General features: G+C 60.7%; 16 protein-coding genes. 8 read left to right on the top strand and 8 right to left on the bottom strand.

Annotated features, from left to right (window positions below):
- Nucleotides 1-148 precede the first annotated feature (148 nt).
- A complete protein-coding gene (locus tag P5706_RS17930; RefSeq protein WP_285680557.1) occupies nucleotides 149-388 on the bottom strand; it encodes a DUF3203 family protein in 240 nt (79 codons plus the stop codon).
- Between the two features lie 120 nt (nucleotides 389-508).
- Between P5706_RS17930 and P5706_RS17925 the strand changes: the two genes are divergently transcribed.
- A complete protein-coding gene (locus tag P5706_RS17925; protein ID WP_200434236.1) occupies nucleotides 509-1,006 on the top strand; it encodes an MgtC/SapB family protein in 498 nt (165 codons plus the stop codon).
- Between the two features lie 8 nt (nucleotides 1,007-1,014).
- Here P5706_RS17925 and P5706_RS17920 read toward each other — a convergent pair whose 3' ends face one another.
- The gene (locus P5706_RS17920; protein ID WP_285680554.1) at nucleotides 1,015-1,566 is read right to left on the bottom strand and encodes a hypothetical protein; all 552 of its coding nucleotides are present in this window, start codon (nucleotides 1,564-1,566) and stop codon (nucleotides 1,015-1,017) included.
- A 175-nt stretch (nucleotides 1,567-1,741) separates the two neighbouring features.
- A complete protein-coding gene (locus tag P5706_RS17915; protein WP_200434238.1) occupies nucleotides 1,742-1,909 on the bottom strand; it encodes a hypothetical protein in 168 nt (55 codons plus the stop codon).
- Between the two features lie 203 nt (nucleotides 1,910-2,112).
- On the opposite strand from P5706_RS17915, the gene P5706_RS17910 reads away from it, so the two are divergent.
- The 4 genes from P5706_RS17910 (at nucleotide 2,113) to P5706_RS17895 (ending at nucleotide 11,054) form a co-directional block, all read left to right on the top strand.
- Nucleotides 2,113-4,101 carry an alpha-1,4-glucan--maltose-1-phosphate maltosyltransferase gene (locus tag P5706_RS17910; RefSeq protein WP_285680552.1) on the top strand — a complete coding sequence of 663 codons (1,989 nt, stop codon included), beginning with the start codon at nucleotides 2,113-2,115 and terminating at the stop codon, nucleotides 4,099-4,101.
- Between the two features lie 153 nt (nucleotides 4,102-4,254).
- On the top strand, nucleotides 4,255-7,602 hold the full coding sequence (treS, locus tag P5706_RS17905; RefSeq protein WP_285680550.1) for a maltose alpha-D-glucosyltransferase: 3,348 nt from the start codon (nucleotides 4,255-4,257) through the stop codon (nucleotides 7,600-7,602).
- Nucleotides 7,599-9,836: a 1,4-alpha-glucan branching protein GlgB gene (gene glgB / locus P5706_RS17900; protein WP_285680549.1), complete on the top strand. Its 2,238-nt coding sequence runs from the start codon at nucleotides 7,599-7,601 to the stop codon at nucleotides 9,834-9,836. Before treS ends, glgB begins: the two co-directional genes overlap by 4 nt.
- A 51-nt stretch (nucleotides 9,837-9,887) precedes the next feature.
- Complete coding sequence (locus P5706_RS17895) at nucleotides 9,888-11,054, top strand: GGDEF domain-containing protein (RefSeq protein ID WP_200434242.1); 1,167 nt, start codon at nucleotides 9,888-9,890, stop codon at nucleotides 11,052-11,054.
- Nucleotides 11,055-11,058: 4 nt separating this feature from the next.
- On the opposite strand, the gene P5706_RS17890 is transcribed toward P5706_RS17895, so the two are convergent.
- The 3 genes from P5706_RS17890 to P5706_RS17880 all read right to left on the bottom strand — a co-directional run bounded on the left by P5706_RS17890 (nucleotide 11,059) and on the right by P5706_RS17880 (nucleotide 15,555).
- Entirely contained in the window at nucleotides 11,059-13,245 is a 2,187-nt protein-coding gene (locus P5706_RS17890) for a GAF domain-containing hybrid sensor histidine kinase/response regulator (RefSeq protein WP_285680546.1), read from the bottom strand.
- 162 nt (nucleotides 13,246-13,407) lie between these two features.
- The gene (locus P5706_RS17885) at nucleotides 13,408-14,259 is read right to left on the bottom strand and encodes a CAP domain-containing protein (RefSeq protein ID WP_200434244.1); all 852 of its coding nucleotides are present in this window, start codon (nucleotides 14,257-14,259) and stop codon (nucleotides 13,408-13,410) included.
- Between the two features lie 81 nt (nucleotides 14,260-14,340).
- Nucleotides 14,341-15,555 (bottom strand): MFS transporter, encoded by a 1,215-nt coding sequence (locus P5706_RS17880; RefSeq protein WP_285680543.1) that lies wholly within the window; start codon nucleotides 15,553-15,555, stop codon nucleotides 14,341-14,343.
- Nucleotides 15,556-15,668: 113 nt separating this feature from the next.
- Between P5706_RS17880 and P5706_RS17875 the strand changes: the two genes are divergently transcribed.
- The gene (locus P5706_RS17875) at nucleotides 15,669-16,574 is read left to right on the top strand and encodes a LysR family transcriptional regulator (protein ID WP_285680541.1); all 906 of its coding nucleotides are present in this window, start codon (nucleotides 15,669-15,671) and stop codon (nucleotides 16,572-16,574) included.
- A gap of 20 nt (nucleotides 16,575-16,594) precedes the next feature.
- Nucleotides 16,595-17,266: a GNAT family N-acetyltransferase gene (locus P5706_RS17870; RefSeq protein ID WP_285680539.1), complete on the top strand. Its 672-nt coding sequence runs from the start codon at nucleotides 16,595-16,597 to the stop codon at nucleotides 17,264-17,266.
- A 952-nt stretch (nucleotides 17,267-18,218) separates the two neighbouring features.
- On the opposite strand, the gene P5706_RS17865 is transcribed toward P5706_RS17870, so the two are convergent.
- Nucleotides 18,219-18,596 carry a COG4315 family predicted lipoprotein gene (locus P5706_RS17865; protein ID WP_285680537.1) on the bottom strand — a complete coding sequence of 126 codons (378 nt, stop codon included), beginning with the start codon at nucleotides 18,594-18,596 and terminating at the stop codon, nucleotides 18,219-18,221.
- Between the two features lie 89 nt (nucleotides 18,597-18,685).
- Nucleotides 18,686-19,288, bottom strand: a complete 603-nt coding sequence (locus P5706_RS17860; RefSeq protein WP_200434799.1) for a TetR/AcrR family transcriptional regulator — start codon at nucleotides 19,286-19,288, stop codon at nucleotides 18,686-18,688.
- 83 nt (nucleotides 19,289-19,371) lie between these two features.
- Between P5706_RS17860 and P5706_RS17855 the strand changes: the two genes are divergently transcribed.
- Nucleotides 19,372-19,971, top strand: coding sequence for an NAD(P)H-dependent oxidoreductase (locus P5706_RS17855; RefSeq protein WP_200434798.1), 600 nt, complete (start codon nucleotides 19,372-19,374; stop codon nucleotides 19,969-19,971).

Raw genomic sequence — 19,971 nt, 5'->3', positions numbered from 1 at the left:
CTATGAGCTTCAGGCTGTTTACATAACAGACTCAGGTAGGTCGATAAAAAGCGGATCAGATGGGTTATTTATACGTTACTGCGACAATCTGCTGCACCCCGTGGCGCTTGGGGCGCAGCTGCGTTTTTTACCGGCTGATACAGATCAATCAAATCACCGAACCACTGTCGGTCGCCTTCAAGTGTTTGCGCCCGTCGGTGGCACCCGCAATGGTCAATGCGTCCGCTTCGGCTTCGGTGATGTAAACCTTATCGCCTTTGAACTCGATAAAAGACATGGATCTGGCGCTGTCGGTACTCACCGTTACTTGAGCGGCCGGCAGGGCGTGTTCCGGGCCTTGGTCAGTGACTTTGAAAAAGCACGTTTGGTTGACGATACGTACAGGCATGGGGCTCTCCTTTTTATGGGCAGTCATGGGTTAGGTCGTCGCGCAATGCCGAGTGTTCCAGGCAACTGACTGGCGGTTGCTGCTGTCTATCGGCTAACCACAATAAAACGGACAACGACCATGGACGCCTGGTGGCAAGAAGTGCTTCAAACCCTGCACGCTGAATTCGCTGACATCGCTGATGCAAAGCAGCTCACGCAGATAACCGTTCGCCTGCTAATCGCTGCGATCCTAGGCGGTATCCTGGGTTTTGAGCGTGAGCATAAGGGCAAGGCGGCGGGTGTGCGTACCCACATGCTCGTGGCGTTGGGCGCGGCACTGTTTGTGCTGGTGCCGCAGATGTCAGGCAGCCAGTCGGACGCCATGAGCAGGGTGCTGCAGGGGGTGATCGCCGGGATCGGCTTCCTGGGTGCTGGCACTATCCTCAAGGGCAAGGAGGATGAAGAGGGCCAGCACGTCAAAGGTCTTACCACTGCGGCCGGCCTGTGGATGACCGCCGCGATCGGCGTGGCGGCAGGCGTCGGGCGTGAATCAACGGCGGTCTTGAGTACACTGCTGGCGCTGGTTGTACTGAGCTTGATGCCCAAAGTCGTCAGGCTCTTCGAGAAGGAACGGTGAGCCCGCGATCAATGAGCCTTCATCCTTGATTTAAGGTGTTTTGGAGTGAGCTTTGCGGTGATGGTGTGCATATGCGTGATCGTTTCGCCTGTGTCCTTCAGGCTATCATTCAGTTGCTCCAACGCTCCGGCCGTGTCTTTGAAAAACTCAAAAATATGGGGGAAGCCAAATTCTTCCTTACCCGATATCAACTTTAACAGTAAGGCGATTTTCTGTTTGTCATAGGCGGCCTGATAGTCGCTGAAATAAAATTGGGTGGCTATTTTAATACAGGACTCGTCGCAGTTTTTTTCCAGAAACTTGCCGATTTCCGTTAGGAGCTCAGCAACTTCCTTGGCATCTGGCTCTTTCAACATGGCGTCGATACCTTCCTTACTGAAAAGCAAGCGCATTTCATTAAGGATTTTACGCGACTTCAGGGAGTTGGGGGCGCGCAAAATCTGGGCGATATCGTCCTCTGTGAGGCTCGCTTTAAACTCCTTGAGATAACTTCGGCTGATAGAAACCTCTGGATTTACGTGGAGGTGGTGGTGGCCCTGCTTCACATGGATGTCCGACATGGTATTAACCCGCTCGCGCTTAAGAAGGGAAAACTGAAAGATGCTCTAGTAATCGCGAGTAGGACTGTAGCAATAGGCGTACAGGCGAGATGTAGGCTATTTCATCTGTACGCGCAGGGGGATGCGTATTAGGCAGGTACCCGATGCCGAGTACGCGTGTGAGTGAGGCCGTTGATCAACAGGATTGCACAATCACCGGCGGCATGGTCGTGGGTGGTTCCTCCACCGGTGGTGGCTCGTTTTCCGGCGGTTCCTTCTCCGGGATCGGTTGCGGTTCACTCGGCGGCAGGGTTGGATTGTCGATATTCGGGTCTGGGGTTTCAGCCGGGATTGGGATATTCATCGGTATGGCCTCCTTTGTGCTTTGCTCTATCGGTGGACAACCGCCGGGCAGGTTTGATTCCCGCCCAATGGCGGCACATCCACCTGAACTTTTCATCGCAGCCCAGGCTCGGACCTATTACGGCCCTGCTCAGGGAGAGCGTCGCCGTCTCAGAATTCGGATCAAGCAAAGAGCGTCCACAGGGCGTAAGGGGAAGATGCTCGATGACTGCTGAAACACTGACTCCAGAAGACTCCATATTGCCGCTGTCCCAGGCTTTGTTGTTGCCAAGGATCGCGATTGAAAGCACCACACCCGTCATTGACGGGGGTGAATTTGCAGTGAAGGCCGTGGTGGGCCAACGCGTCAACGTCACCAGCAAGGTGTTTGCCGACGGCCATGACAAGCTTGCGGTGCTGATCCGCTGGCGCCCGCTGCAGGACGAAAGCTGGCACAGCGTGGTGATGAACGATGTCGGCAACAATGGCTGGGAAGGCGCGTTTACCGTGGACCAGCAAGGCCCGCACGAATACTGCATCGAAGCCTGGATCGACACTTTTGCGAGCTTTTGCTACGAGTTGCGCAAAAAGCATGAGGCCGGTGTGTCGGTCAGCCTTGAACTGCAGGAAGGCCGCAGCCTGGTATTGCAGGCCGCCGAGCGTAGCGACAATGAGCTGCGCGACCGCCTGATGCTGCTGCACCACGAACTGTCGGGTTTGCTGGAAACCGAGCAGGTCGCGCAGTTCCTGCACGAAGACAGTGCACATTTGATGACCCAGGCCGACCACCGCGCCTACTTGAGCATCAGCACCGTATACCCGATCGACGTTGAGCGTGAAGCCGCGCAATTTGCCAGTTGGTACGAGCTGTTTCCGCGCTCGATCACCGACGATCCGGCGCGCCACGGCACCTTTAATGACGTGCATGCGCGGCTGTCGATGATCCATGACATGGGCTTTGACGTGCTGTACTTTCCGCCGATCCACCCGATCGGCCGCAGCCATCGCAAGGGCAAGAATAACTCACTGACCGCAGGCGCCGATGATCCCGGCAGCCCGTATGCGATCGGTAGCGAGGAGGGCGGCCATGAAGCCATCCACCCGCAGCTGGGCAGCCGCGACGACTTTCGCCGGCTGGTCAAGGCCGCCGCCGAGCATGGCCTGGAAATCGCCCTCGACTTTGCCATTCAGTGCTCCCAGGACCACCCGTGGCTTAAACAGCATCCAGGCTGGTTCAACTGGCGCCCGGACGGCACGATCAAATACGCCGAAAACCCGCCGAAAAAATACCAGGACATCGTTAACGTCGATTTCTACGCCGCGGACTCGATTCCGAGCCTGTGGACCGAGTTGCGCGACATTGTTGTAGGTTGGGTGCAAGAGGGGGTGAAAACCTTTCGCGTGGATAACCCGCACACCAAACCGCTACCGTTTTGGCAATGGCTGATCAGTGATGTGCGGTCCAGGCACCCAGAGGTGATCTTCCTCGCCGAAGCCTTCACTACGCCGGCGATGATGGCGCGCCTGGGCAAGGTCGGTTATTCCCAGAGCTACACCTATTTCACCTGGCGTAACACCAAGGCAGAGTTGAGCGAATATTTCACGCAGTTGAACGAATCGCCGTGGCGCGAGTGTTTCCGACCGAATTTCTTTGTGAATACCCCGGACATCAACCCAGGTTTTCTGCACGAATCCGGGCGCCCAGGCTTTCTGATTCGCGCCGCGCTGGCCACCATGGGCTCTGGCTTGTGGGGCATGTATTCGGGGTTTGAACTGTGCGAAGCGGCGCCGGTGCCGGGCAAAGAGGAATACCTGGACTCGGAGAAATACGAGATCCGCCCCCGGGACTTCACCGCGCCCGGCAACATCATTGCCGAGATCGCCCAGCTCAACCGCATTCGTCGGCAGAACCCGGCACTGCACACCCATCTGGGCTTGAAGCTTTATAACGCCTGGAACGACAACATCCTGTACTTCGGCAAACGCAGTGACGATGGCAGCAATTTTATCCTGGTGGCGGTCAACCTTGACCCGTTCAATGCCCAAGAGGCCCATTTCGAATTGCCGCTGTGGGAGTTGGGCCTGCCGGACGACGCCCAGACCCAAGGCGAAGACCTGATGAATGGCCATCGCTGGACCTGGTACGGCAAGAACCAGTGGATGCGCATCGAGCCGCAGATGCCGTTTGGCATATGGCGCATCACCGTCTCCTGATCGGACGAAGATCAAAATGTGGGAGCGGGCTTGCTCGCGAACGCGGAGTGTCAGGCAATACATCTGTAACTGATCCACCGTATTCGCGAGCAAGCCCGCTCCCACACTGACGGCGTCCAGATCCTAGATTTTCCAGTGTTCCAGGAGTTTCCAATGGCGAAGAAACCCACCCCAGCCACGTTCATCAAAGACCCGCTCTGGTACAAGGACGCGGTGATCTACCAAGTTCACGTTAAATCCTTTTTCGATTCCAATAATGATGGTATCGGCGACTTTCCCGGCCTGATCGCCAAACTCGATTACATCGCCGATCTGGGCGTCAACACCATCTGGCTGCTGCCGTTCTACCCCTCGCCACGTCGCGACGATGGCTATGACATCGCCGAGTACCGGGGTGTACACAGCGACTACGGGACCATGGCCGACGCCAAACGCTTTATCAGTGAGGCGCACAAACGTGGCTTGCGGGTGATCACTGAGCTGGTGATCAACCACACCTCTGACCAGCACCCCTGGTTCCAGCGGGCGCGCAAGGCCAAGCCGGGCTCGGCAGCCCGTGACTTTTACGTGTGGTCCGATGACGACCAGAAGTACGACGGCACCCGCATCATTTTCCTCGACACCGAAAAGTCCAACTGGACCTGGGACCCGGTCGCCGGCCAGTACTTCTGGCACCGGTTCTACTCGCACCAGCCGGACCTGAACTTCGATAACCCGCAAGTCATGAAGGCCGTGCTGTCGGTGATGCGCTACTGGCTGGACATGGGCATCGACGGCCTGCGTCTGGACGCGATTCCCTACCTGATCGAACGCGACGGCACCAACAACGAGAACCTGCCGGAAACCCACGGCGTGCTCAAGCAGATCCGCGCCGAGATCGACGCGCATTACCCCGACCGCATGCTGTTGGCCGAAGCCAACCAGTGGCCGGAAGACACTCAACTGTATTTCGGTGACAAAAAAGGCGACGACGGCGATGAATGCCATATGGCCTTTCACTTCCCGCTGATGCCGCGCATGTACATGGCGCTGGCCCAGGAAGATCGTTTCCCGATTACCGATATTTTGCGCCAGACCCCGGAAATTCCCGCCAACTGCCAATGGGCGATCTTCCTGCGCAACCACGATGAACTGACCCTGGAGATGGTCACCGACAAAGAGCGTGATTACCTGTGGAACTACTACGCCGCTGACCGCCGCGCGCGCATCAACCTGGGCATTCGTCGGCGCCTGGCACCGCTGATGGAGCGTGACCGCCGCCGCGTCGAACTGCTCAACAGTCTGTTGCTGTCGATGCCCGGCACGCCGACCTTGTACTACGGCGATGAAATCGGCATGGGCGACAACATCTACCTGGGCGACCGGGACGGCGTGCGCACGCCGATGCAATGGTCCATCGACCGTAACGGCGGTTTCTCACGCGCCGACCCGGCCAGCCTGGTGTTGCCGCCGATCATGGACCCGCAATATGGCTACCTGTCGGTGAATGTCGAAACCCAGGCCCAAGACCCGCATTCGCTGCTGAACTGGACCCGGCGCATGTTGGCGGTGCGTAAGCAGTCCAAGGCGTTTGGGCGCGGCAGCTTGAAAATGCTCTCGCCGAGCAACCGCCGCATCCTGGCGTACACCCGTGAGTTCACCGGCGACGATGGCCGCACAGAAATCATCCTGTGCGTGGCCAACGTGTCGCGCAGCGCCCAGGCGGCCGAGCTGGACTTGTCCGCGTTCGCCGGCATGGTGCCAGTGGAGATGCTCGGCGGTAACGCGTTCCCGCCCATCGGCCAGCTGAATTTCCTGCTGACGTTGGCGCCGTACGGTTTCTATTGGTTTGTGCTGGCGGCAGAGAACCAGATGCCCAGCTGGCATGTGGAGCCGGCGCAGAGCATCCCGGATTTCACCACGCTGGTACTCAAACAACGCATGGAAGAGTTACTCGACGAGCCATGCCGCACCACGCTGGAACACACCTCGCTGCCGCTATGGTTGCCCAAGCGGCGCTGGTTTGCCGGCAAAGACGCGGCCATCGATCAGATAAAGATTGCCTACGGCGTGCGTTTTGGCGACCCGCAGCACCCGGTGCTGCTCAGCGAAGTCGAGGTGACCAGTGGCGGCCAGGTCAGTCGTTATCAGTTGCCGTTCGGTTTCCTGGCCGAAGACCAGTTCACCAGTGCCTTGCCCCAGCAACTGGCGCTGGCCCGCGTACGCCGGGGCCGCCAGGTCGGGCTGGTGACCGACGCCTTCAGCCTGGAACACTTTATCCGCGCGGTGATCCAGAGTTTGCAGGCGGGCACCGTATTGACCACTGACGAAGGTGACTTGCGCTTTGAAGCCACGCCGCACCTGGCTGCGCTGCAACTGAGCGATGACTCCCAAGTGCGCTATCTGTCTGCCGAACAGTCCAACAGTTCGGTGGTGGTGGGTGAAAGCCTGGTGCTCAAGTTGATCCGCAAAGTCAGCACCGGGGTACACCCGGAGCTGGAAATGAGTGCTTACCTGACGGCGGCCGATTACCCGAATATTTCGCCGTTGCTGGGCTCGATGATTCGCCGCGATGGCGAAGGGCAAGACAACCTGTTGATGATCGCCCAAGGCTATTTGAGCAACCAGGGCGACGCCTGGAGTTGGACCCAGAACAGTTTGGAACGCGCCATTCGCGACGAGCTGGCCGAAGCCATGTCCGAGCAGGAGCAACATTACAACGCCTTGGGCGAACTGCAGGATTTTGCCGGCTTGCTTGGCCAGCGCCTGGGCGAAATGCACGCGGTGCTGGCGGCGAAAACCACCAACAAAGACTTCAAGCCCGAGACCACCACGGCCAAGGACGCTCAGGCTTGGGCCAAGGACATCGGCGCACAGATCGACCGTGCGCTGCACTTGTTAAAACTTCATCAAAGCCAGTTGAACCCCGCCGATCAGGCGCTGGTCAGTGAAATGCTGGGGCAGAAAAAAGCGCTTGCCAGCAGCATCCAGGCCCTTGCGAAAGCCACGGCCGGCGGTTTGCGCATTCGTGTCCACGGTGACTTGCACCTGGGCCAGGTGCTGGTGGTGAAGGGCGATGCGTATTTGATCGACTTTGAAGGCGAGCCTGCGCGCCCTCTGCATGAGCGGCGCGGCAAGCACAGCCCGTATAAAGATGTAAGTGGCGTGTTGCGCTCGTTTGATTACGCCGCCGCCATGGCCCTGAATGTGCAAGGTGTGGATCATTCACCGCAAGCGGATACCGCCCGCAAGCGTGTGACTGACCGTTACCTGAGTGAAGCGCGCAGCGCATTTATCCAGGCTTATCATCAGGCTACGTCTACACTGGCGCATGACTGGCAGGATGCCAAAGGCCAGGACGCAGCGCTGACGTTGTTCAGCCTGGAGAAGGCCGCGTACGAAGTGGCTTACGAAGCGGAAAATCGCCCGACCTGGTTGCCGGTGCCCCTGCAAGGGCTGCACGGTTTGCTCAGCGGGCTGCTACCTATATCGAAGACTGCACGCGGTGAGGAGACGTCATGAGTTTTACACAGAGAGAACCGCTGCAAGCGAAGTTGACCGCCATGCCGGCGCCCAAAGATGTAGAAGCGTTGGTGCGCGCGGAACACCCGGACCCGTTTTCTATCCTGGGGCCGCACGATGACGAGCAGGGCGGGCAATTTATCCGCGCGTTCCTGCCCGAAGCCTTGAGCGTCCAAGTGTTAGCCCGCGATAGCGGTGAAACCATCGGCGGCCTGGACGCGACCCAGGTGCCGGGTTTGTTTGTCGGGCATTTTTCCACGCGTCAGGGCTACCTGCTGAAAATCCAGTGGGCCGGTGGCGAACAGATCACCGAAGACCCTTACAGCTTTAGCCAATTGCTGCTGGGTGAGATGGATTTGTACCTGTTTGCCGAAGGCAATCACCGTGACCTCAGCAGTTGCCTGGGCGCGCAGGTCACCAGCGTCGACGGCGTGCAAGGCGTGCGCTTTGCGGTGTGGGCGCCGAATGCGCGACGCGTATCGGTGGTGGGCGACTTCAATATCTGGGACGGCCGCCGCCATCCGATGCGCCTGCGGCATCCGTCGGGCGTGTGGGAGATCTTTATCCCACGCCTGCAAGCGGGCGCAGCCTACAAGTACGAGATTCTCGGTGCGCATGGGATCCTGCCGCTCAAGGCCGACCCGATGGCGCTTGCGACTCAACTGCCACCCGACACCGCCTCGAAAGTCGCCGCGCCGTTGCAGGTCGACTGGCAAGACCATGAATGGATGCAGGCGCGTGCCGACAAGCAGAAGGCCTCGGCGCCCTTGTCGATCTATGAACTGCATGTGGGCTCCTGGCAGTGCGAACTGGATGAGGCCGGCGAAGTATCGCGCCAATATGGCTGGCGTGAACTGGCCGAGCGCTTGATTCCCTATGTGCAGCAACTGGGCTTTACCCATATCGAGTTGATGCCGATCATGGAACACCCGTTCGGCGGCTCCTGGGGTTACCAGGCGCTGTCGCAGTTTGCGCCGAGCGCACGCTTTGGCTCGCCGGAAGACTTCGGATTTTTCGTCAACGCCCTGCACCAGGCCGACATCGGCGTGATTCTGGACTGGGTGCCGGCGCATTTCCCCACCGATACCCACGGCCTGGCGCAGTTCGACGGCACGGCCTTGTACGAATACGCCAACCCGCTGGAAGGCTTCCACCAGGACTGGGACACGCTGATCTACAACCTGGGCCGCACCGAAGTGCACGGCTTTATGTTGGCTTCGGCGCTGCACTGGCTCAAACACTTCCATATTGATGGCCTGCGCGTGGATGCCGTGGCCTCAATGCTGTATCGCGATTATTCGCGCAAAGCCGGGGAGTGGGTGCCGAACCGCCATGGCGGTCGCGAGAACCTGGAGGCCATCGACTTCCTGCGCCATCTCAATGATGTAGTGGCGCTGGAAGCGCCGGGCGCGCTGGTGATCGCCGAAGAGTCCACGGCCTGGCCGGGCGTCAGCCAGAGCACCCAGCAGGGCGGCCTGGGCTTCAACTACAAGTGGAACATGGGCTGGATGCACGATTCACTGCATTACATCCAGCAAGACCCGGTGTACCGCGCCCATCATCACAATGAGCTGAGTTTCGGCCTGGTGTATGCGTGGTCCGAGCGTTTTATCCTGCCGATCTCCCACGACGAAGTGGTGCACGGCAAGCATTCGCTGATCGACAAGATGCCTGGTGACCGCTGGCAGAAGTTCGCCAACCTGCGCGCGTACCTGAGCTTTATGTGGATGCACCCCGGCAAGAAGCTGCTGTTTATGGGCTGCGAATTCGGCCAGTGGCGTGAGTGGAACCACGACCAGCAGTTGGACTGGTACCTGCTGCAATACCCTGAACACCGCGGAGTGCAAAAGCTGGTCGGCGACCTTAACCGCCTGTACCGCGAAGAGCCGGCGTTGCATGAGCAAGACGACGCGCCCCAAGGCTTCCAGTGGCTGATTGGCGACGACGCGATCAACAGCGTCTATGCCTGGCTGCGCTGGAGCAAGGACGGCAAGCCGGTGCTGGTGGTGGCCAACTTCACCCCGGTGCCGCGTGAGGGCTATGCGGTCGGTGTGCCGTTTGCCGGGCGCTGGAGCGAGGTGATCAACAGCGATGCCGATACGTATGCAGGCTCCAATTATGGCAACGGCGGCGAAGTGTTCACCCAGGAGGCGCCGCGCCATGGGCAGCCGGTGTCGCTGTCGCTGAATCTGCCGCCTTTGGGCGTGTTGATTCTTCGACCGGAAGCGCTTTAAGGGCTCTAGCGTGGTGGATTCTGTTGTCCGCGCTACTGGCAGGGTGCCACAATGGCGCCTTTGTCGTGGCAGTCGAAGCAGGCGTATTTCATGAACGGCCTTGGGCGTGGGCAAGACCCGGATGAACTCATCGAACAGCAGGTGCGAACCGACCGTTTGCACCAGCTGTTTCGCCAATCGTTTTCGGCTATTTTCGGCAGCTACCTGGGCGCCGTCATGCTCTGCTGGCTGTGCTGGAGCCGGTTTGACCACAAGGTCATGCTGGTCTGGCTGGCGGTGCTGGCGGTGACATCGCTGGTGCGCGTCAAACTGTTCACCGATTGGTTTCGCTGCCCCGACAGCGAGCGCACACCCGCGCGCTGGGAGCGCCGCTATTGGGTCACGCTGATGCTGTCAGCCGGTACCTGGGGCATCGGCGCCCTGGCCGTGATGCCGCCGGATGATCGCGTATCCCAAGTGCTGGTCATGCTGTTCACCGTGGGCATGTCGGTCAGCGCGGTTTCGTGTTATTCGGCCTATCGCTATATGACCCTGGGCTCCATGGCGCTGGTGCTGTTGCCGTGTACCCTGTGGTTGCTGTTCCAGCCGGCGCCGATGCAAGTGGGTGTGGCGATTGCGGTGCTGGTGTTCTCGACCTTTGTGGTCAGTGCCACGCGCAAGCTCTCGGATGCGCTGGAAAAAGCCTTCCGCCTGACCCGGCAAATGGAGCGTGCCCACCATATCTCTACGCGTGCTGCGCAGACCGATGAACTCACCGGGCTGATGAACCGTCGCGCGTTTTTCGAACATGCCCACCTGTTGTACGCGCAATGCCGCCACAACCAGCAGCCGCTGAGCGCGCTGATGCTGGACATGGACCACTTCAAGGACATCAACGACACCTACGGCCATCAGGCCGGTGACCAGGTATTGCGCCAGATTGGCGGGGTGATCAGCGCGTCGTTTCGCCAGGCCGACGTTTATGGTCGGCTCGGCGGCGAAGAATTTGCGGTGTTGCTGCCCAACACCTCGCTGGAAACCGCACGGGACATTGCCGAGCAACTGGTCAGGGCGATTTCGGGCCTGACCTCCGAACCGGTAAAGGGCTTGACCGCCAGCCTCGGTGTGGCCACCACCCGCAGCCTTGATCAGGACCTGCACAGCCTGATGAACAACGCCGACAAAGCGCTGTACCGCGCCAAGGCCATGGGCCGCAATCAGGTGGCCGTCGCGCTGTAGCGCGTTACTCCTTGAACATCGACCTGGCCAATGCCCGCGCCACTTGGTCGGCGGAGTAGGGCTTGGGGAGAAACTCAAAGCCTTCATAGCCGCTGTCGGCCAGTTCTTCGCTGTATCCCGACGTAAGTACCACCGGCAATTCGGGGCGGCGCTGGCGCAGCAGTTTGCTCATGGCCACGCCGGTCATGCCGGGCATCACCACATCCGAGAAAATCGCGTCAAACGCCTTACCGTCCGGGCCGGCCAGCGCGAGTGCCTGCTCGGCATCGGTGGCCCACGTGGTCCGGTAGCCCAGGTCCTGCAGGATCTGGTTGGCGAAGCGCCCAACCTCAAGGTTGTCTTCGACTACCAGGATGTGGCGCGCCGCAGTGTCAGGCACCGGGCCTTGGTCTTCCTGCACCGGGCAGGGCTGCACTGCCACAGGCTCCGCCTCGGGTAGATACAGGGTAAACACGCTGCCCTGGCCGAGGCTGCTGGTGACGTCGACGTTGCCACCGGACTGTTTGGCAAACCCGAACACCTGGGACAAGCCAAGCCCGGTACCTTTGCCCACCGCCTTGGTGGTAAAGAACGGTTCGAAAATACGCTCGACGGTGTCGGCGCCAATACCGCTGCCGGTGTCAGCCAGCGCGATACTCACAAAGGGTTGGCTTGATTCGGCATCGCCACGGATACGCGGCAGCGTTGCGCTGTGGGCCACGCGCAGGGTCAGGGTGCCTTGGCCCTCCATGGCATCGCGGGCATTGAGCGCGATGTTGATCAGCGCGGTTTCAAACTGGCTGGAGTCGACGCACACATGGCACGGTCGCCGTGGCAGTTCCAGCTGCACGCGGATACGCGCACCGGTGAGGCTTTCGAGCATCTCGCCGATGTTCTTGACCCGCAGGCTCACATCGAAGACTTCCGGGTTCAGCGGCTGGCGGCGGGCAAAGGCGAGCAGTTGGCTGGTGAGTTTGCTGGCCCGCTCGACGGTGTCGGACACTGCGGTCATGTAGCGTTGGCGGCGTTCTTCGGACAACCCCGGCTGGCGTAGAAAATCCACCGAGGAGCGGATGATGGTCAGCAGATTGTTGAAGTCGTGGGCCACGCCGCCGGTCAACTGGCCGATGGCTTCGAGCTTCTGCGACTGGCGCAACGCGGCTTCGGCCTGAGCCAGTGCCAGGGTGCGTTCTTCGACGCGCTGCTCCAGGGTGGTGTTGAGTTCGGCAAAGGCTGCCAGGCCTTCACGCACATGGGCATCGGCGCGCACGCGCTCGATATGCGCCCACGAGCGCTCGGTCACTTCGCGCAGCAACGCCAGGTCGTAGCTCGACCACAGCCGTGGAGATTTATCGTGTATCGCCATCAAGGCCGTCAGCCGACCCTTCTTGATCAAGGGCATGCAGATGGTGGCGCTGACACCCAGTGCCTGAAAGGACGCCGATTCTTCTGGCGGCAGTTCACGCACGTGGTCATGGATCACCAGTGGCTCACCCGCGCGCAGGCACTTGACCGCTGTCTCGCCAAAAGCCGCCAGGCTGTAGCGGCCGATGAGGCTGGGCGAACCGGGTGCCACCCAATTGTCGCGGATGGTGAAGCCGTCTTCATCGGCGTCCATATCGGCGTAGGCGCAGTTGCTCACCTGCAGATGTTCGGCCACCAGTTGGGTGGTGCCGGTCAGAATGGTTTCGGCATCGGCGGCATTGGCCACGGTGTGGCTGATGGCATCCAGCACTGCAAGGCGCCGCGCGAGGAATACCGTGGTGGTGGTTTCCGACACGGTGTCGAGAATGCCCACCACCTTGCCTTCGGGGTCACGAATCGGGCTGTAGCAAAAGGTGAAGTACGCCTGGTCCCGCGTCGGGCCGCGTTCAATCACCAGAGGGAAATTTTCGATGTAGGTGGCATGGCCCTGGAAGGCGGCATCGGCGATGGGGCTGATATCCGCCCACACCTCATGCCACACCTCGTTGAAGGGGCGGCCCAATGGGTCGGGCTTGCTGCCCAGTATCGGAATGAATGCGTCGTTATAGAGTGTGATCAACTGCGGCCCCCAGACAATCGCCTGGGGAAAGCTCGATGCGAAGCACAGCGCTACGGTAGTCTTGAGCACGTCGGGCCACTGCTCCAGCGGGCCCAGCGGCGTGTTGGCCCAGTCGTGCCGGCGAACCCGCTCAGCCATGTCGCTGCTGCTTTGCAGCCAATTCATCATTGCGAGAACACCTTGTTTACCACAGTCTGTCGAGGGCCTGAAGCGGTCAGGCTAACAAGCAACAGACCGGATTGAATGCTGCCAGTTCAGCACGATTATCCAGGTGATAGCAATTTGATGTTCTATCCAAATGAATAGGACTGCAGCCGCGCCTCAAAACACCTATTGCGCGCCGAGAACCCCCGTCCAATAAATGCCGGCATCACTCTTGGGATCCATGGCGTAGGCGGCGCCCAATTCACGAAACTGCGGGTTCATCAGGTTGGCGCAATGCCCGGGGCTGGCGAGCCAGCCGTCCACCACCTTGCGCGGGTTGTCGAGGCCGGCGGCGATGTTTTCGCCGATGTTTTTTGCGATGTACCCGGCCAATTCCGCACGATCGCCAGGCGTACGGCCGTCATGATCCAGGTGGTCGAAGAAATTGCCATTGGCCATGTTGCGCGAATGGCTGTTGGCGGCGTTGGCCAAATCATCATTCCACGACAGCGGCGTCGTTGCGGTAAACGCCTGGGTGCCGCATTGACGCGGTTGCTGACGGGCAGTGTTGACCAGTTCGAGGAGTTTTTTGCCCTCGGTCTGCCAATCGCCAAGGCCGCTGGTGAGCAGCGGGCGTGCCAGCACGATGCGCCAGTCCTGGCCGCTGTTGCTCACGCCGATGTCGACAAATTGCGGGTCCAGCACCACCCGGCAGAAACTTTCGCGCACCGCCTTCATCGCCGCCTGGGCGTCCTTGGGGCCGGAGAGGCTGATGGCCTGCACATTCACCATCGGGTACGCGGCCCGCGCCAGTGCCTGCTGCAAGTCGCCGACATTGGTGGCCGGCAGCACCAGCCGTGTATCGCTGGCCAACGGTGGCAGTTCCTGGGAACCCTGGTTGCCGCAGCGTTGAACCTGGCTGCGGTATTCGTTGATCTGTTGCACCAACTGACTTTCTTCATTCGCCATCGCGCTGGCGCAGAACACCAAATTGGCGGCCAGCGTCGTCAGACCCATCATCAATGACAGCACGCGCATGGACGTTACCCTTGAGCTTGAAAGTGCCCATGATGCGCGAAGTAACCCGGTTTGGGGCAACGCCTTTTTTGTTTTTTTGCCTCAACGGGTGTTCTGCGGGCAGATCGTGGTGCGGTTGCGGCCCCAGGCAAAGGTGCTGGCGGTGACGATCAGGGCCAACGCCACGGCGAAGGTCACGTGCAAGCCAGTGGCAACACTGGGCGGCGCTGCGTGGGCCACATCGGGGCTGGCCCAGGCAAATACCGCACCCAGGGCCCAGGCACCGAAAATCAGGCCCAGGTTGCGCGACAGGTTCAGCAGGCCGGAAACGGTGCCTCGGCGTGTCGGTGCGACGTCGCTCATTACCGCGGTGTTATTGGCGGCTTGAAACAGGCTGTAGCCTGTCGTCAGCAGGATCAGGGCGCCGAGGTAAGCCAGCAGTCCCGCCGCCAGCGCCAGCGACAGCGCGCCCAGGGCCATGACGCCCAGTCCCGCGAGGGTCATGCGCTGGCTGCCCAGGCGATCGGTGAGGCGGCCCGCCGGCACACCGGTCAGCGCCGCAACACAAGGGCCGACGGCCATGGCCAGGCCCATCCAGGCCGGGTTCATCCCCAGCCCGCGTGACAGGTAGAACGGCCCGACCACGAAGGTGGCCATGATCACTGCCGCCACCAGCGCGCTCATCGCCAACCCGGCACGCAGCGACGGGTCTTGCAAAGGCTGCCAGAAAGCACCTGCCGATACGCTGGTGTTGGCCTGGCGATCTGCCGGTAAGTAATAAAAGGCGAGGGCGGTGGCCAACAGGCCCAGCGGCACTCCGACCGCAAATAACGCGCGCCAGCCCCACAGGCTCAGCAACACCCCGCCGACACTCGGGCCCATGGCGGTGCCGACTGCCGACATCGTGCCCAATAAGCCCATCACCTGACCGGTGCGCGCCTTGGTCACCGTATCGCCGACCAGGCCGAGGGTCATCGCCATCATGCTGGCGGCGCCTAACCCTTGCAGGGCGCGCGCGGCAATCAACCATTCCAGCGATGGGGCCGCCGCGCACAGTGCGCACGCCACCGCGAACAGCAGCAACCCGGTGAGCAATACGCGCTTGCGCCCAAATCGATCACCCAGGTGGCCGGCGCCGACAATCACCGTGGTGATCGCCAGCAGGTAGGCAAGCACTACCCACTGCACGGCATGAAACGAGGCATTAAATACCTGGGCCAGGCTGGGCAGGCCAACATTGGCAATGCTGGTGCCCAAAGAGGCCAGCAACATGGATAGCGACAGGCTGACGAGCGCGGCGCGTGAAGAGCTGTGCATGGACGATTCCTTAAGTGAACGCAACTGACACAACTCTACGGCGTGGCCTAATATGGCGGAAGACGCATGGGTTGCAGCTAATACCTGCATCAAACGCCTGATAAGGAGCGCGTATGCCCGACCTGAATTTGCTGATTACCCTGGATACGTTGCTCAGCGAGGGCAGTGTCGCGGCTGCCGCCAAGCGCCTGCGCCTCAGCCCTTCGGCCATGAGCCGTGCCCTGGCACGCCTGCGTGAAACCACCGGTGACCCCTTGCTGGTGCGCGCCGGGCGCGGGCTGGTGCCGACACCACGGGCGGTCGAACTGCGTGAACAGGTCAGCCGTTTGGTACAGGAAGCCCAAGCGGTGCTGCGCCCGGCGCAAACGTTGGACCTGGGCCAGGTGGTACGCACTTTCACGCTGCGCTCCAGCGAGGAGTTTGTCGAAAACCTCGGCCCGGTATTGCTCGCGCGTATCGCCCAGCAAGCGCCGGGCGTACGCCTGCGTTTCGTCGACAAGAGCGACAAGGACTCGGCGCTGCTGCGCGAGGGCAGTATTGACCTGTCGATCGGCGTGGTTGACGCCAGCGCCAGCCCCGAACTATTGACCCAGGCGTTGTTCCGTGACCGGCTGATCGGTGTGGTCCGCAGCGGCCATGCGCTGAGCCAGGGTGACGTCAGCGCCGAGCGTTTTGCCCAGGGCCAGCATGTCTACGTATCGCGCCGTGGGCTTGACCGTGGCCAAGTCGACGACGCGCTGCAAGCGCTGGGCCTGACGCGGGACATCAGCACCATTGTCGCCGGCTTTGCCACCGCCATCGCCCTGGCCCGCGACACCGACCTGATCGCCAGCGTGCCCGAACGCTACACCGCCCATCAGCGCGACGGGCTGTATAGCTTTGCGCTTCCGATAGTGGTCCCGCTGTTCACTGTGGCCATGCTCTGGCATCCGCGCCTGGATGCCGATGTGGCCCACCGCTGGTTGCGCGGCTGTTTGCGCGAGGTGTGCGGGCAGCAGGTACAATCACCGCTGCCTTGACGCTAAACCCAGGAATTTGCATGTTCAGCCTTACCCGCTACACCTCCGCGTGCCCCGAGCCGATCAACAGCCAGATCCTGCAGCTGGTGGTGGATAACCTCACCGACATCAGCAGTGTCGCGTTGCCGCCGAGCAACTTGCTCTACAACATCTATCAATATGCCGTCGGTTACGAGGTGCACCTGTACCTTGAAGCGCTGAATGGGGCCAAGGGCATCGCGGTTGAACTGGTGGTGGCGATGCAAGAAGAACAGGTGATCGGCTTTTGCCTGTACTTGCCTGTCAAGGACGACCCGCACGCCTGTGGCATCGCCTTCATGGCGGTGCAGGCCGGGCACCGGCGCCAGGGCGTGGCCCGCGCGATGCTTGGCGAGGTGCTGGCGCTTTATCCCCACGCAGAGCTGGCCTGCTCAGTGGAAAAAGTCCCGGCGTTTCAAGCGCTGGGCTTTCAGGTGCGTGGCGCACGCGATACCCAGGTGTTGATGAATACGCGCGATTATGGGACCGATGGTTTGATGGGCGTGCTGGACGTGGCCGCGATTTACAGCTCGCTGGAGGTGCGGCAGATTCATACGTACTTGCTGCAAAAGCACGGCAAGCGCGCGATGGTCGATGCCGAGAAGCAGCGAGATCGGCACTTGGATCAATTGGGGCGTAAGGTGCGGTTGTTTGTGAATCAGCACGTGTCCTGAGTGTTAAAAATCTTCCTTGGGTGTAGAGGGGGGTGTGTGTATATCCGTTGCTGCGGTAACGGCTGATATTGGTTCCGCTCTTACAGCGGGTCACTTTTGGCAAACGCCCCAAAAGTAACCAAAAGGTCTGTGCCCCACCACTCGGTGCCTCGCTTAGGCTCGGCATGCCCTCACTCCGGCTTGAATCCGTGGGCCGCCGCGATGGGCCATCCTTGGCCCAGCGCGGCTAACCCGGCGTCCTGCCGGGTTACCCACGGATTCAAGCCTGCGTTCGGCCATCGTGGTTAACGGGGCGTCTCAGATCAAAAGCAGATCAAGATCTACAGCACGGCGGCCTGAAAGCCGACCTGAGTGGTTGAAGCAAAAGCCAGATCAAGTGCAAGTCAAAAGCCTATCTGAATACACTGAATAACTGCTTTTCTGTGGGAGCTGGCTTGCCTGCGATGCAGACACCTCGGTGTGTCAGGTACACAGAGTTGATGCCATCGCAGGCAAGCCAGCTCCCACATTAGACCGAGTATGGCTTTGCTGTTGCTGTTGCTGTTGCTGTTGCTGTTGCTGTTGCTGTTGCTGTTGCTGTTGCTGTTGCTGTTGCTGTTGCTCTGGCTCTTACATCCTTTTCGATGACGAAGTCAGCGGTCTTTTGATCTGCGCTTTTGATTGTGATCTTGATCTGAAATCGCCCCGTCAAACACGATGGCCGGAATCTGACAGGGATTTGGGGGGTAAACCGGCAGGGATGCCGGTTTAGCCGCGCTGGGCCAAGGATGGCCCATCGCGGCGGCCCCCCAAATCACTGGCGGATTGCGGGCATGCCGAGCCATAGCGAGGCACCGAGTGTTGGGGCGAGGACCTTTTGGTTACTTTTGCGTCCTTGCAAAAGTGAGCCGCTGTAAGAGCGGAACCAATAGCCGCCGTTACAAAAATAACGGATATGTACACAGCCCAGCCCTTACGGCTTAGCGACGTTCCAGTTCCCACCCACGCCGTCGCCGGTGACGTCGCCAGGCTTGGCGTCCTTGACCCAGGTATATAGCGCCTGGCCTTTGTAGGCCCACTGCTTGCTGCCGTCGTCACGGCTGATCACGCTGTAGCCGTCGGCATCTTTCGCCGAGGCGGCGGCAGTGAATGCCGGCCAGTTGGCCAGGCACTGGCCCGTGCACACCGACTTGCCGGCGCTGTCTTTGGCGAAGGTGTAAAGCGTCATCCCGTGACTGTCCACCAGCACTTTGCCCTTGGCACTGTCGGCCACCTTGGCCGGGGCGGCGAAGGCCATGGATGAAGCGCAGGCGAGGAGGGCAGCGGCCGCGAGGAAGGATTTTTTCAGCATGACAAGCTCCTGGGTTTTTCTGGTGTTGAGAAGGTGTACCCAGGTAAACACCCGTCGCGGCGCTTTATTCCTTCTGCGTGAATAATTAGTTAAACGCGGCCGCGATTGACCATCGCCAGAATCGTCGCCAACAGCTCCTGCTGCGCCTCTTCACGGCTGATCTCGCCGCTGGCGGCCGCCTGGGACAAGGCCTCGGCGGCACCCAGCATGGCGCGCAAGCCCGCTTGGGAAACAGTGCCGCTGGGCGCAAACGGCGACAGTGCATCGCGGCACTTTTGCAGAAAGATCGCCTCGTATTTGCGCTTCAGTGTTTCCAATTCCGGCGAGCTGCTCAAGGCGGCAATCACCCCCGGAATTTCCCGCCCTTGCAACAACACGCAATCGACGTAGCAAGACGCGATAACCCAGGCTTGCTCCTGCAGGGTGGCGGCGCTGGTGTCCAGCGCCTCGGCAAACACCTGGTTTTGGCGGCTATCGAAGTCTTCGTACAGGGCCGCCAGCAAGCCGGCACGGGTGATGAAATGGTCGTAGACCACCGGTTTGGTGACGCCCGCCAGCTCGGCCAGACGGCCCAGGGTCAGGGCTTCGGTGCCTTCCTCGCGCACCAGTTGCCAGGCGACGTCGAGCAATTGGCGCAGGCGGTCCTCGCGGGACAGGCGGCGGCGTGGGGCAGGGGATTGATCGCTTGACATGCTTATATACCAAAAGTAACTTAAGGCGCGTAACCTACTAAAAGTAGCTAGCGCCCAGCCTAGCTCGAAATGGAGTCAATGTCATGCACGCACTGATCGTTGTAGCCCATCACGACCCGCAATCCCTCACCCATAGCGTCGCCGCACAGGTGGCGGCCGGGCTCACGGCGGCCGGCCACACTTATGAGGTTGCCGACCTCGCCGCCGAAGGCTTCGACCCGCGCTATACCGCCGCCGACCACTTGGTACACCGCACTCGCGCACAAGCACCCGCCGATGTGCTGGCCGAACAGGCGCGCATCGACCGCGCCGATGCGCTGGTGCTGGCGTTTCCGATTTATTGGTGGTCCCTGCCGGGCCTGCTCAAAGGTTGGATCGACCGCGTGTTCGTCAACGGCTGGGCAATCGATTACGGCCCCGATACGCCGGTGGTGAAAAAACTGCGGCATTTGCAGGTACACCTGCTGGCGCTGGGTGCGGCGGATGAAGGCGCGTTCGATCGGCACGGCTACGCCAAGGCCATGCGCACGCAGATCGACTACGGGATTTTTGATTACTGTGGGGCGCAGGTGGTGACGTCAAAGCTGCTGCTGGATTCGGAAAGCGGCGCTGCGCAAGCGCACTTGCACACTGCCAAGGCCATCGGGCAAAGCCTGTTTGCACGCGAACTGGTGGCCGGGTGA

This window comes from Pseudomonas sp. ChxA (assembly GCF_030263855.1).
Lineage (GTDB): Bacteria > Pseudomonadota > Gammaproteobacteria > Pseudomonadales > Pseudomonadaceae > Aquipseudomonas > Aquipseudomonas fluorescens_CB.
Note: the sequence above shows the minus strand (reverse complement) of the source record. Positions and strands in the feature narration are given on the sequence as shown.